The 13,771-nt window shown below is 60.0% G+C and carries 10 protein-coding genes, 1 pseudogene and 1 other annotated feature; of the genes and pseudogenes, 7 read left to right on the forward strand and 4 right to left on the reverse strand.

All coding sequences use genetic code 11. The features are described from left to right. The first annotated feature begins 800 nt into the window (after window positions 1-800). The 3 genes from ACOEQ1_RS00235 to ACOEQ1_RS00245 all read left to right on the forward strand — a co-directional run bounded on the left by ACOEQ1_RS00235 (window position 801) and on the right by ACOEQ1_RS00245 (window position 3,694). Entirely contained in the window at window positions 801-1,955 is a 1,155-nt protein-coding gene (locus tag ACOEQ1_RS00235; RefSeq protein ID WP_419757233.1) for a hypothetical protein, read from the forward strand. 99 nt (window positions 1,956-2,054) lie between these two features. Continuing rightward, window positions 2,055-3,284, forward strand: a complete 1,230-nt coding sequence (locus ACOEQ1_RS00240; RefSeq protein WP_419757234.1) for an alcohol dehydrogenase catalytic domain-containing protein — start codon at window positions 2,055-2,057, stop codon at window positions 3,282-3,284. A gap of 50 nt (window positions 3,285-3,334) precedes the next feature. Next, window positions 3,335-3,694: a pirin family protein gene (locus ACOEQ1_RS00245; protein ID WP_419757235.1), complete on the forward strand. Its 360-nt coding sequence runs from the start codon at window positions 3,335-3,337 to the stop codon at window positions 3,692-3,694. Between the two features lie 47 nt (window positions 3,695-3,741). On the opposite strand, the gene ACOEQ1_RS00250 is transcribed toward ACOEQ1_RS00245, so the two are convergent. From ACOEQ1_RS00250 to ACOEQ1_RS00265, 4 genes and pseudogenes are all read right to left on the reverse strand, one after another. Beyond that, window positions 3,742-4,863 carry a hypothetical protein gene (locus ACOEQ1_RS00250; RefSeq protein WP_419757236.1) on the reverse strand — a complete coding sequence of 374 codons (1,122 nt, stop codon included), beginning with the start codon at window positions 4,861-4,863 and terminating at the stop codon, window positions 3,742-3,744. A 40-nt stretch (window positions 4,864-4,903) separates the two neighbouring features. Next, on the reverse strand, window positions 4,904-6,211 hold the full coding sequence (locus ACOEQ1_RS00255) for a hypothetical protein (protein ID WP_419757237.1): 1,308 nt from the start codon (window positions 6,209-6,211) through the stop codon (window positions 4,904-4,906). A 279-nt stretch (window positions 6,212-6,490) separates the two neighbouring features. Further along, a pseudogene (locus tag ACOEQ1_RS00260) lies at window positions 6,491-7,722 on the reverse strand (IS3 family transposase). Continuing rightward, window positions 7,321-7,437, reverse strand: a sequence feature (AL1L pseudoknot). Its footprint overlaps the pseudogene before it by 117 nt. Window positions 7,723-8,144: 422 nt before the next feature. Continuing rightward, window positions 8,145-9,008: a hypothetical protein gene (locus ACOEQ1_RS00265; RefSeq protein ID WP_419757238.1), complete on the reverse strand. Its 864-nt coding sequence runs from the start codon at window positions 9,006-9,008 to the stop codon at window positions 8,145-8,147. Between the two features lie 559 nt (window positions 9,009-9,567). Between ACOEQ1_RS00265 and ACOEQ1_RS00270 the strand changes: the two genes are divergently transcribed. The 4 genes from ACOEQ1_RS00270 to ACOEQ1_RS00285 all read left to right on the forward strand — a co-directional run bounded on the left by ACOEQ1_RS00270 (window position 9,568) and on the right by ACOEQ1_RS00285 (window position 13,761). Further along, the gene (locus ACOEQ1_RS00270) at window positions 9,568-10,398 is read left to right on the forward strand and encodes an IclR family transcriptional regulator (RefSeq protein ID WP_419757239.1); all 831 of its coding nucleotides are present in this window, start codon (window positions 9,568-9,570) and stop codon (window positions 10,396-10,398) included. Next, complete coding sequence (locus ACOEQ1_RS00275; protein ID WP_419757240.1) at window positions 10,395-11,300, forward strand: 2-hydroxy-3-oxopropionate reductase; 906 nt, start codon at window positions 10,395-10,397, stop codon at window positions 11,298-11,300. Before ACOEQ1_RS00270 ends, ACOEQ1_RS00275 begins: the two co-directional genes overlap by 4 nt. Window positions 11,301-11,361: 61 nt before the next feature. Further along, window positions 11,362-12,363, forward strand: coding sequence for a 2-hydroxyacid dehydrogenase (locus ACOEQ1_RS00280; protein ID WP_419757241.1), 1,002 nt, complete (start codon window positions 11,362-11,364; stop codon window positions 12,361-12,363). A 321-nt stretch (window positions 12,364-12,684) separates the two neighbouring features. Next, the gene (locus tag ACOEQ1_RS00285; protein WP_419757242.1) at window positions 12,685-13,761 is read left to right on the forward strand and encodes an ABC transporter substrate-binding protein; all 1,077 of its coding nucleotides are present in this window, start codon (window positions 12,685-12,687) and stop codon (window positions 13,759-13,761) included. The last annotated feature ends 10 nt before the right edge of the window (window positions 13,762-13,771 follow it).

The raw sequence follows: 13,771 nt of genomic DNA on the forward strand, positions 1-13,771 counted from the left end.
TGCCGATGGCCGGTATCAAGCCCGGCCGACGGCGGGCCGCGTTCGATGGCCGCTCAACATGGTGAGAGGCAACGCGTTCGTGGGCCGGTCGAGTTTCTGACCGGTTGCGCTGAGGGTTCTGACGATGAAAGCGAACCTGAGTACACATCCACGGCCGTCGTCTAGGAAATCAACTTTCCAGCTCAAGGCCAAGACGGATCACGCGGTCGTTGTCCCGCTTCCCGATATCTGGAAAGTCATTTCCGAAGATGCCCCTAATTGGGAGGAGGCCGTGCAGCTAGAAGTCGTCAGAATCTAAATAAGTTTGGTTACGGCGCGTTGGCCGACTACTTTTGATACACGGAATGGTGATATGCATTTGAAGCAACTGCAGTGGGCAACGCGCCCTGGGTGGCAGATCTTCTTTCAAGATTGTGAACAATCAACTGTTTAGGCCACCCCGCGAGCTCTCGTCAGCCTTGGGGCATCCGGTTGCTAGTTCTTGCTTGTTGGACAAGCAGATTGTACGTGCGCCGGAAGCTTTGTGCTTCTCATATAGCGGATTGATGAGGCAGCTGGCGAAGGCAGGAGCAGCCATTTGCTTGCAGCCTTTGCGCTAACAAAGACTGTCTTCTCGGAGCAATCGACAAGCTTCTTGATTGTAGGCCGTCCGCGATCGAAGTGCTTGTCAAATATCCAAAACTTAATCATGAGGTAAAGCTGTGGTTCAGAGCCGTTTAGTTGCGACTACCCGGGAACTGCTTGAGGCGACTCTTGATACTAGCACATGCGAGATTCGCGTTGCTGGCGAACTAAGCGACTTGCCGGTCCTGCAGCTTAGACCAGGCATCTCTCTTCGGGGGGACGATCCATCTTCGATACTTCGGTTCGCGGCGGGTGCTGATGGTGTTCAGCTCTCGGCAGACAACGTCATCGCGGAGCTTGAGATCGTGGTTGACCCCGACCGACGGGCGGTTTTCAACGAAACAAGCTATCCTACTTTGGGCAGGATTGGGCTCTCCGCCTTGCGCATCACGGGAAACGTTCGGCTCCTAGCGACGGGGCTGGTGCAGGGAGGGCACGTTGATGCGCATGACATCGAAATTGTCATGGCGGATGCCCGTGCGTTTGACGAGCGACCGAGCGGATTCGGCGTTGAGGTCGTCCCCGGCGTCTTCACGATCTGGAACCTGCAAAGCGATCAGCAAAGTCGAATTACGGCAGACCTGACCGCGATCAGCGCAGGCCGCTCAGGAGCGCCGGTTCAAGGCAGTGGGGTGTTCGTCGCTGGAACGCCGGGCGGCGGCCGGATCGTTGTGCGGCGGCTTGAGACGGGGGAGATCCACAGCGACGGTGGCATCGCGCCGGGCACCCCGGACCGCATCTCCGGCGGCGTGTTCACCGTCCACGGCGCGTGGGTCGACTGCGTCCGCAACGTCGGCCCCGTTACAACCTATGGCGCCAACGACATGGTGCTCGATAACTGGGGCACTGTCGAGCGCTGGCAGGCTGATGGCAAGATCACGTCCTACGGCCCAAGCGGTATCGGTTTTGTCAACTTTGGTGACGTGGGGTTCCTGCGGGTCGATGGAATGATCGAAACCTTCGGCCTTGGCGCGCGGGCGTTTAACGTTTACGCGGGCACCGTCCGAGATGCGGAGTTCGAACGCGTTGTCACCTGGGCCGACGGTGCAGTCGGCATTCAGATCAGCCAGCCTGTGGGCCGGATCGCTGTAAGGCATGGATTGGAGACGCATGGCGGCGTCGGCAACTCGCTGGTTAAAGGTGTCGTCATGCAGCTTCCCGCCACGCCGTTAAGCATAAAGCCCGGCGGCTCAGCGCGCGAAATCAAGATCGAGGGTGGGCTCATATCGCACGGTCGCGGAATTGAGCCGCTTGAACTCCACGGACTTGTGGAGAAGTTCACCGTGTCAGGATCGCTCGGCTCTGCTGGTGCCGGCTTTCAGCCGTTGTGAGCGGGCAACAGATAGGTGATCAAAGTCGTCAGACGACAAATTCAACCTTTGACTATTCTTTCTGACAGCAACGCCAGAGGCGCGAGAGGAACACTGAACATGATCAGCACAATGAAAGCCGCCGTGATTCGCAAACCGGGCGGACCGGACGTTCTTAAGATTGAGGAGCTCCCCGTCCCGAGCCCTGCGATCGGCCATGTGCTGATCCGCGTCGAGGCATTCGGCCTCAACCGGTCTGAGATGTTCACTCGTCAAGGTCTTTCGCCAGACGTGAAGTTCCCTCGCGTACTCGGGATTGAAGCCGTCGGGACCGTGGAGGCGGCACCGGGCGCCGAGTTCAGCAGGGGCGACGTCGTCGCCACTGTCATGGGAGGCATGGGGCGAGATTTTGACGGTGGCTACGCGGAGTATGTAGTGGTTCCAGCCAAGCAAGTGCAGGCGTTCCGGACAAATCTTTCTTGGGATAAGCTTGGCGCGCTGCCGGAGATGCTCCAGACCGCAGGTCTTTCGCCAGACGTGAAGTTCCCTCGCGTACTCGGGATTGAAGCCGTCGGGACCGTGGAGGCGGCACCGGGCGCCGAGTTCAGCAGGGGCGACGTCGTCGCCACTGTCATGGGAGGCATGGGGCGAGATTTTGACGGTGGCTACGCGGAGTATGTAGTGGTTCCAGCCAAGCAAGTGCAGGCGTTCCGGACAAATCTTTCTTGGGATAAGCTTGGCGCGCTGCCGGAGATGCTCCAGACCGCATGGGGGTCGCTGTTTCGTGCGCTACAGCTCGTACCGCGAGACCGGCTGTTGATCCGTGGCGGCACCACCTCAGTTGGAATGGCCGCGGCAGCAATCGCAAAGCGTCACGGTGCGACGGTCGCTTCGACCTCGCGGAACCCCAACAGCGAGAGGTTGCTTCGCGATTGTGGGGCGGACCAGTTTTTTCTCGATGACGGTGCAATCGCCGAGACCGTCAAGCGCCAGTGGGACGGCGGTGCAGATAAGGTTCTTGAGCTCGTGGGCACGACGACCCTGCTCGACTCCCTCCGTTGCACGCGTGAACCTGCCCTCGTTTGCATGACCGGGATTGTCGGCAATAAATGGTCGCTCGAGGGCTTCAGCCCGATGGCCGCGATTCCAACCGCTGTTGGTCTCACGACCTATGACGGGGGGGTCGAGGACTTCATGCGGATGCCGATGCAAGATCTGGTCGATGAGGTTGCAGCGGGCAAGTTGCCGGTTCAGGTCGGCCGGGTCTTCCACCTTGGCGAGATTGTGGAGGCGCACCGGACGATGGAAGAGAACCGGGCTGGCGGAAAGATTGTAGTAGTCACCCGCTGAACCTGGGCGCACGGCATGATGCCATCCAATCCTGCACCCAGGAGCGCCGAATGTTCGACAACCGGCGGAGCAGTCAGCCGTATTTGGCTAAGGAGGATGAAATGGCGATGAAGATGGTTGTCGGAACCTTCGGAAACCGGGAGCAACATTGGGTTGGAGACGGATTTCCTATACGCTCCTTGTTCTCATACGAGAACTTTGGTGCAGAGATCAGCCCCTTCCTCCTTCTGGACTACGCTGGACCTCACGAGTTCTCGCCTGCTCGAAGGCAGCGTGGCGTAGGAACCTACCCGCATCGCGGCTTTGAGACGGTGACCATTGTCTACGATGGTGAGGTTGAGCATCGGGATTCAACAGATGCCGGCGGCATCATCGGGCCTAGGGACGTGCATCCGCTTGATAGCACATAGCCAGCGTCGCGCTCCGAAGCTTGCGATTAAGTCGGTAGGTTGAAGACCTAAACGACGAAGGTGATCCAGCGGCGAGCAGTCTCTTCAAACGACTTGCCTTCCGTACGCAGCGGTCCATCAAAGGGTCGAGTCGGTGTATTCCCCGACAAGTCCTCTAGATTTGGAGAAACATAAATTCGATGCGATCCGCTCGCCCAAGGGGCATCTGGAGTGAAACAGCAACGCCTCTCGTCCCGATCAATTTTGACGCAGCCACCTATCGGTTGGTCACGATCAGAGGTGACCGCAATCCCACGCCTGAGCTGTGCCCAGTCCAACGGCCTCGGGAAGATTAGTTCAACAGGTCTGCGGCTTGCAACTGCAGGAGATCGAACACTCCATTCCTCGAGTTCGACGGGCGCGCGAACCGCCTCCGACGCAATGAACCTCTTGAGAAATATGTCGCGTAACGGGCGCCGGTACACGTCGGTCATGCCGGCACCAATTTTCAAAGCGTATTGCTGACCCGCTATGAGTGGCGGCCCCAGCACCAGATTTGGCCCGACGCCGCGTTTCAGCCGGCCCGGATCCAACAAGATTGTAAGGCAGGTCACGCTATGATCCCATAGCTCCACCGGAGCCCGATAGAGCACGTCGGGCACCGGACGGTCGTCCGGACCAAGGATCTCGACGTTGTCTTCTACCCGACCGCGCCGCATCGCAGTTGAGAACCGGACGTAGAAGCGCAGCAGATTTGCCGGCAGGGCCCGGCTGGATGGATATACTTCAATGACTTCAGACGCCTCGTGCGGCATTTCTGGTGCTGGAAATGAGAAGTCTCGGGTCACGGTTTCGACAGCACTCAGTTGTCTCAGAATGCGCAAGTCCAGGATGGCTCGAAAAGAAACACCTGGCTCGAATGGGAAGTGAGGAGTGAAGCGGACTTCGTCACCGAGAACCAGATAGTCTCCAGAGATACTGGGGAGTTCATCATGATCGGGCTCTCCCGATTGAGCGACTTTTACACGAAGCAGCGACTGAAGCCGCCCACTAGAGGAAGCGGAGAGGCCCGGCCCCAACCCGCTTGCGCTGACATACCAAACCCCGCGACTAACATCGTGTTCAACTGAGAGCGACAGTGGAACCGACAGTACCTCGTCACAAACCGGCGTCAAGACGAGGGGCGCCATCGCGACACTCACCGTGCTGCGGGCCCGCATCTCAACGCCGTTACGAGATAGTGTCAATCTGGCCGCGGTGCGCTCGATAGTGGAAAGGGTCCGGACCGTTTGGCCAATTCATCTCCGCCATTCCGAGCCGCCTATCAAAAAAGTAAGGAACCATGAGCGTCCCGAGGTCGAGGCGGTAGCCAGTCGTTGGGTGTCGCCATACGACGACCGCCCACCTAGGATTTAGGATAGCCATGTGCTCGGACTTGATAGGGAGGTGGTGCTGTGTGCGACCCAGCCCACCATAGTCAAAATTGATTGGCCCTCCCGTCGGCTCGGCTGGCGCCGTATCCAGCTCAGCTACCCCGATCTGCGCTCCATCGCGAGTGTCGATCGTGACCAATAGGTTTTCTTTCTGATCGAGCGGGTTGGTGAAGGTGAACATGTCGAGCGGGTTGCTACCGTAACCCAGTTGTCCAATTGTCTCCCCCCTCACGTGCGCGCCGTCCTTCAGAGCCGCTAGGGGAAAGCGCACGAGCGGCGTGCATCCGTATACGGCAAACACATGAGGTTCAACTCGAACTTCTCGAATGATCTGCCGGATTATGGGTGCGCGTGTCTCCCACTCGCCGTGCACAGGGTGCCAAATCTCGACAGTGGATGTGGCCAAGCTTCCGGTGAAGGGAAAGGGGATGCGGTACAAGGTCGATGCAAACCGCTGATTGGAAACGCCTGTGACAAAGACTTCGCCGTTATAGTATTTCACGTCCGTGACGGCGTAGACACTTTGCGGTTCAAACTCTAGCCGTGCTGTGTCGGCGGGCTCGTTCGGGATCGAGGCTTTGGAATGTGAGAGCGCATCAAGCTGTAGCACTTCCAGACGTCCGTGGTTTACCTTCACGATCGTAGGTATAACAACAGGGCCCCGTCCGCGCTCAACGGAAAGGAAAATCTGCTTTGTCGGCTCGTGGACAACCATATCATTTACGACGATGTTGTCGTACGTGGTGCCCATAAGACTGGCAAGCTTGACATCCAACCCTTGCACAAGATCGACACCTTCGAAATTCTGGAAGTTGCCGAGCTCCACGCCAGTTTGACGGTCAAAATCCTTGGCTCGAAGAACAAAGGCATGAATTGCGGCGCCTTTGATGTCCCCCACGAGCAGGATGTTGTCGGGGCCAAAGGCGATCTTGCCTGCGGACCGGAGTGGGCCTGCTGAGCGTGGTAAACCTTCGTTCACTGTGGCGGCTTGTCCAACATCTGTTGCGAGCATACTGCCTGCCAAAGCCAGCCCAAGGCCGGACTTTGCGCCGAGCCCTAAGGCGCCTCTTCGGGAGTGCAGACCAGGTACTGACGAATCTACCATCTTCTCTCTCCTCATCAGGGTTCCGGTGCGATAGTCTGATACACACGGTAGATCGGACCAATTAGTCGCTGAATCGGAAAACACCGTCCCACAAACCAAGCAAGTTGTGACCAAGCGACACAAGAATTAGTCCTGCCGATACAAGATGCAGCAAACGGCCGTGTCAGCGATCAGTTCGAGTGCTTCTCAACTTACGGGGGCAATACCGGGAAGAGCCTCGGGACCATCTGCGTCGCAAATTGAACCGCGCCGGGTTTCGCGGAGGCCATTTGGGTTAAGTTATGCGGCCAAGGGCATCTGGTCCAGGGCCGCATAGTAGCGCGCTTCGGCCTCGGCGGGCGGGACATTGCCGATGGGCTCGAGGAGGCGGCGATGATTGAACCAGTCCACCCATTCGAGGGTGGCGAATTCCACGGCCTCTGCATGACGCCATGGCCCCCTGCGATGAAATTCCTCGGCCTTGAACAGGCCGTTGATGGTTTCGGCGAGGGCATTCTCGCAGCTGTCGCCGACGCTGCCGACGGATGGTTCGATCCCGGCGTCTGCCAGGCGTTCCGTGTAGCGAAAAGACGCGTATTGAACGCCGCGATCGCTATGATGAATCAACTCGCTCTGTCGCGCAGGGCGGCGATCATGCAGCGCCTGCTCCAAGGCATGCAGCACAAATCCGGTCTGAGCAGATCGGGAAACGCGCCAGCCGACAATGCGGCGGGCAAAGACGTCGATGACAAAGGCAACTCAGTCAAATCCCTGCCAGGTGGCGACATAGATGAAATCGGAAACCCACAGGGCATTGGGCCGAGTAGCGCGAAACTGCCGATTGACCCTGTCCCGGGGGCAAGGGGCGGCCGGATTGCTGACCGTCGTCTTCACGGGCTTGCCGCGGATCACCCCCGCAAGCCCATCTGCTTCATCAAGCGCGCCGTCGTGCAGCGCGCGACCTCGATGCCCTCCCGATGCAATTGCCGCCAGACCTTGCGCACGCCATAGACCGCGAAATTCTCCTCCCAGACCCGGCGGATCTGTGCCCTCAGCACGACATCACGTCGTGCGGGCGGTGGCAGACGATCAGGATCGCGCTGCCGGGCTGCATAGTCATGACAGGTTGACGGGGCGATCGGCAGAACGCGGCAGATCGGCTCGACCCCGTGGGCATCCCGGCAATCGTCGATGAAGGCAATCATTTTTTGAACGGGCGGTCGAACTCCGCCGCCGCAAAATAGGCCGACGCCATGCGCAATATCTCATTGGCCTGGCGCAGTTCGCGGTTCTCACGCTCCAGGGCTTTCATCCGCTCGGCTACCTCCGAGGGCCCCCCCCGAGCTTCGGTCAGCCTCAATATCCGCCTTCTTCACCCACTCCATCAGCGTCTGTGTCGAACAGCCGATCTTCCCGGCAATCGACGTCGCCGCAGCCCAGCGAGACGGGTGTTCCCCCTCATGGTCCAATACCATCCGCACCGCCCGGGCACGAACCTCAGCACTTAATTTGTTCGTCGTCTTGCTCGTCATGGCTCCATCCTACTCGGAAGTTGGGGCCTCCGGAAAACCCGGCGCGGTTCAGTTTGCAGCGGCTGGCGCCGCCATGACCTTGCAAATGGTGTGGAAGGGCGCACACAACCGACCTCGGTCGTCCCGATCCTGCTCTTCGCGCTGACCTTCCTGCTCAGTGGCGTGCTGCGCTGGCCTCTCTGGTTGACGTTGGCTTTAACGGCGCCGTTTGGCATCGTCTGGCCTGGCGACGGCGCATAAGCGGACCAAAACCCGCGCCGCCGCGGGAGCCGCGCCATGACGCCGACCCTCGCCCTGCAGCTCTGTTCCGTCTTCAGTGTCACCTCGCTTCTGGCCTTCGGAGGCGGGAACGCGGCGGATCCGCAATTCCGGAAGATGACGGTTCAGGTGTATCATTGCTCGACACCGCAGCAGCAGCCCGCTCAGATGACGCCGCCCCTGCGCCAGGCAAACGGAGTACGATCCGGACCTATCTCAATCACCAGATCCGCCGGCTCATCGGCTATGATCCACCGCGTAAGCCGCTCGTAATGGGCGATGAAACGCGCGACCGCTGGCGCATCCATCACGGGCATCGACTGACTGTCCATGCGAGCGAGGCCCATCTCCTGTTCGAGCCGCCACCCATGAACGCACGCGAAATCCGGTGCGCGCAGCAGAACACGGAGATCGAGTAAATTGAATAGCGCTCGATAATCGTCTTGTAGCACTGAGTTCACGTGCCGTCGCCATGTGCCGTCTGCGTCCTCATCACGCTCGAGCGCATTGATCGGTTGCAGCAAATCCTCGTCCGGAATGGGACGTGCACCAACGCACCACCCTTCCAGGATCACGACGGAAACAGGCGCCTGGTAGGTTTGCCACGTTGCCGGCGCCGCCCGATCATCCAGAGCCTTGTCGAAGCGCGGCGCTGCGACCATGGCCTGCTGACCAACGAGCGATGCGATCGTCGATCGCGCAAGCGCGAGGTCGTGCGTGCCCGGCACACCGCGGGTTTCGAGCAGCGGATGGACGGTGCGACCGAGCGTGGCCCTTTCAGCGCGTGTCAGATAGAAGTCGTCGAGCGAAAGCACGGCGCTCGGGCTGCCCGCAGCGTCGAGGCGCCGCGCGAGCCGCGCCGACATTGTAGACTTCCCGCTACCCTGTGCCCCGCATAGACCGACGACAACCGGCCGGCCAAGCCGCTCGCCGCACGCGAGCAATTCATCCACGACAAGCGCGTCGGCCGCATCGAAGGCAGACTCCTGGCCGGGTTCCGGCTCAAACAGTCCAGCGTCTGGCATCATCCCCACGAATGCGTCTCCTTCGATTTCGTCACTCTCTGCTCGATCCCAAGAGACCGTGCACGCCTGAGGTCACGGCAGGCGATCTACCTGGTTACAGAGCTCGCAACAACGGCGCAGGCTGGAGGTGCAGAGGCAGCACCCCGTTGAGCAGCGCCGTCCCGTCGCGCCCGCAACGCTATATCGTCGCTAGCCACAATCAGGAAGCCGGGCGTTTACCGGGTATGGAAGAGTGTTGACACCCAGTCCCGATGTGAGCAGGGTAGGCTGAATAAAGGAACTGAAGTTCCAAGTAATGAACAATGCCGGCGGAAGGCCAGTCTACACGGAAATTGCATCCGGCTGACGCGTAAACGACTCAGCCCATGCTGACTCACGTGTGCTCGCAACACGATCCTTTGCACGGAAGACCGGGCAAGGGCCGCGCTCCCATCGACGATAATCTTGCATTGCACAAGAAGTCCGCTGACTGCCGACAGACGTTCAGGGCCATCTAGAGGTATTGACACCTAGTAACGGACCGAGCAGCGTAGACTACATTAAGGAACTAGAGTTCCAAGTAATGAACAATGTCGAGGAAACCTTAACTCTGAAAGTTCCCGCTCTCGGGAAGGGAGTCGCACTTTTGGAAGTGATCGCGCGCGAACCTGGTCTTGGATTTACCGCCATCCAGGAGCGTCTCGGCATGCCGAAGAGCTCAACCCATCATCTCATCTCCACAATGTGCGAACTTGGCCTGATTAAACGGAGATCGGTGGGCGGGTACGGTTTGGGACTCAAGTTGTTCGAGCTCGCCGGCATCGCGAACGAGAGCAATGATCTGCAGCGAGAAGCGATGCCGCTCCTTCGTGAACTTGCGCAGCGGGTTCAGCTCACCTGTCATCTCGGCGTATTCGAGCAAGGGGAGGCGGTCTATCTCGCACGCCTCGAGGGGGCGCGAGACATCGTCGTGCGTTCTCACGTTGGCCAGAGATTTCCTGTGAATTGCAGCGCTCTCGGCAAAAGTCTGATCGCATGGCTGGCGCCTGAGCAGCTCGACAGTCTGATCGCGAACCTCACCTTCGAAAAGCGGATGCCGAAGACAGTCACGAACGCGGCGGACCTCCGTCTTCAGCTCGCTGACGTCCGGCGTCGAGGCTGGGCGCTCGATGACGAGGAGCAGGCGCCGAACTGCCGCTGCATCGCAGCACCGATCCGCGATCGCGACGGCATCGTAGTCGCCGCAATCAGCACCGTCGGAACGCTGGAGCAGGTTGACGATAAACGGTTCGAGACGCTTGCAGCGCAAGTGATATCCGTAGCGAGCGCAATTTCGGAAGCCGTCTACAGCACGGTCGCACAGGCCGCGGCGCCGCCGAGACCGCGAGCGGCCGAGAAGGGGAAACGTCGTTGAACATTGGATTTATCGGTTTGGGCGTCATGGGGCGCCCGATGGCGGAACACCTGATCAAGGCGGGTCATCGGGTCGCCCTCTCCAGCCGCTCGGGCGTGCCGTCGGGCATGATCGACGGGGAGGTGGTCCGCTGCGCGAGCGCGGCGGAAGCCGCCGCGGACGCCGAGATCATCATCACGATGGTGCCCGATACGCGCGATGTCGAAGCCGTGCTGTTCGGCGAAGCGGGCGTCGCCGAAACCGCGAAGCCGGGCTCGATCGTCGTCGATATGAGTTCCATCTCCCCCCTGGCGAGCAAGCAAATCGCGGCGCGCCTTGGGGAGCGCGGCATCGGCTGCCTTGACGCTCCGGTGTCGGGCGGCGAGGTCGGCGCGAAGGCGGCATCGCTGACCATCATGGTCGGGGGCCCAGCCGACCTGTTCGAACGCGTCAAGCCACTCTTCGAATTGATGGGGAAAAACATCAACCGGGTCGGCGATCACGGCGCCGGCCAGACCACAAAAGTGGCCAACCAGATCATCGTCGCGCTCACGATCGAGGCGGTGTCGGAGGCCTTGGTATTCGCGTCGCGCGCGGGTGCCGATCCGGCTCGCGTGCGAGAGGCGCTGCTCGGCGGCTTCGCCAGCTCCCGCGTACTCGAGGTTCACGGCGAACGTATGATCAAGCGCAACTTCGCGCCGGGCTTCCGCGTCGAACTGCACCAGAAAGACCTCAATCTCGCACTCGAGAACGCTCGGTCGCTCGGGGTGTCGCTTCCCGCGACGGCTCTGGCCCGGTCACTGTTCAGCGCGTGCGAGGCGCATGGCGGTGGTCGCGAAGACCACTCGTCGATGGTTCGGGCCCTAGAACTGCTTGCCAACCACGAGCTCGGACAACCCATTGCAGACAGCACGACCGCCTGATGCGCCGAGGGCAACCCACTCGCCGGAACGCTGCTGCCGCTGACCAGACAAGGCATCATTGATGAGACAGAAGATCTACGTCACGCGGGCAATACCTCGTGCGACCATAGAAGCACTTGAGGCGGAGCATGACGTGACCGTCAACGGCGATGATCGGGCGCTCTCGCCCGAGGAGCTCGGCCGCAACGTGGCCGGCTGCGCCGCGATCGTATCGTTGCTGACCGACCGCATCGATGGTGCCCTTCTCGACGCGGCGGGACCGAATTGCCGGATAGTCGCGAATTACGCGGTCGGGACGAATAATTTTGATGTGCCAAGTGCCACGGAGCGTGGCGTCGCGCTCACCAACACGCCCGGCGTGCTCGACGATGCAACGGCGACGCACACGATCGCCCTGATGCTTGCGATGGCGCGCCGCATTCCTGAGGCCGAGCGTTTCCTGCGCGAGGGACGGTGGGATGGGTGGAAGCCGATGTTCTTCATCGGAGCCGACGTCGATCGCAAGACACTCGGCATTGCCGGAGCCGGCCGCATCGGACGCAACGTCGCCCGCAAGGCTCGTGGGTTCGACATGGAGATCATCTACAGCGACGTGGCGCCCAATCAGGCGATCGAGGACGAGACTGGCGCGCGGTTCGTCAGCAAGGACGAGCTTCTGGCGCGATCAGACTTCCTGACGCTGCATGTCCCACTTGTGCCGGAGACGCACCACTACATCGGCGCAGACGAACTAGGGCGGATGAAGCCGACCGCCATCCTCATCAACGCCAGCCGTGGACCGGTTGTCGACGAGAAGGCTCTTGTCGAGGCCTTGCGCGAGCGTCGCATCTGGGGGGCAGCGCTCGACGTTTTTGAGAAAGAGCCCGTGCTCGCTCCCGGGTTGATCGATCTGCCGAATGTGGTGATCGTGCCGCACATCGCATCCGCGACGGAGGAGACGAGGCTACAGATGGGCGAGATCGTGTCGCGCAACGTTCTGGCGGTGCTGTCGGGCAAGCAGCCTGACTGCTGCATCAATGTGGAGGCACTGACGCGTCGCAGCGCAACGCGTGCAGCCTTGTGACCGTAGTCCAAAGCTCGCAAAAATCGGGCGAGGAAGTGATTCGTTGAAGACACCACTTACTAATTCATGTATGGTTCGTTTGAAGAGCAGGGTGGGCGTGTAAAGACCCAACCGCTTGAGGAAACAGACAATGATTGCGAATAGCGCATCTGCAATCCATCCTCGCAACAAAGCCGTTGTCGGCATCTCCGACGATCGGTATTTCGGCCGTCTTTTGTTGGGCCGGTAATGTAAGCGCAACCATCGGGAAAGCCGCCTTGGCGCCCGTGACGAGCCGACCAAGTCAAGCAGCATAGCCAAGAAAAATAAAGGGATCGAAACATGCTTAGCCGGCGCAAACTCAATATCGCAGTAATTGCTGCGGCCGCGATGTGCGGCCTGTCACCGGTGGCCCGTGCAGCCACTGAGCCGACAATCGGCGTGGTCGTGCCGACACTGGATTCAGACTTCTGGAACAGGTATGTGACCTTCGTGAAGACGGGCGCTGAACAGCTCGGCGTAAACCTCATCGTTCTGAACGCCGACAACAAGCCGGATCAGATGATCCGGTCCATCCAGGATCTCATTGCTCGCAAAGTCGACGGCATCATCTCGGTGGGTTATTGGGACACGGCTCCTCCCGCCATCCGGTTCGCCAAGCGCGCAAACATTCCTGTCGTCATCACGGACACGTATCCCCCTTTCGCTCCGCAGAGTGAAGGCCACAGCAACTACATCGCGTTCATCGGACCGGGCGACTTCGAGGCCGGTTATCTCTACGGCAAGGCGCTGCTCGGCGCGATGAAGCCTGGAGCCAGCGGCAAGAAGGTGATCGGTGTCATCAACGGAACGCCCGGTACGTCGGTTGCAATCGACCGTCGCAAAGGTCTCGCCAAGGCGATCGCGGAAGATGGCAATGTCCAGATCGCCGGCGAAGTAAACGGCAATTTCGTGAGCGACCAGGCGCAGACGGCTTTCGAATCCCTCTATCAAGGCCATCCCGAGATCACCGGGGTCTGGTCAGCCAACGATCCGATGGCAATCGGGGTTATTGCGGCCTTGAAGAACATGGGCAAGGTACCTGGGAAGGATGTCCTTATCGCATCGCAGGATCTCAATCCCCCTAACGTCCAGGCGGTGCAGGACGGCGAACAACTCTATGACATTGGCGGCCACTGGGTACAGGGCGGAATCGGGCTCGTCATCATGTATGACTACCTCCACGGTTTTAAGGTCCCCGCCGACAAGAACAACATCAAGCTCGTAATGCTGCCGCTGACGAAAGCCGACGTTCCTCTCTACTTCAAGTACTTTCCGGGCGGGCAGCCGCACTATGATTTCAAGGCTCACTCGAAAGTCTACAACAAGGACGCGCCGCCGTCTCCGGCCTTCAACCTGCAATACGCGGAAACCCAGTGATCCATCGCAT

Origin of the sequence: Acidisoma sp. (assembly GCF_965199065.1) — a bacterium.
GTDB lineage: Bacteria > Pseudomonadota > Alphaproteobacteria > Acetobacterales > Acetobacteraceae > Acidisoma.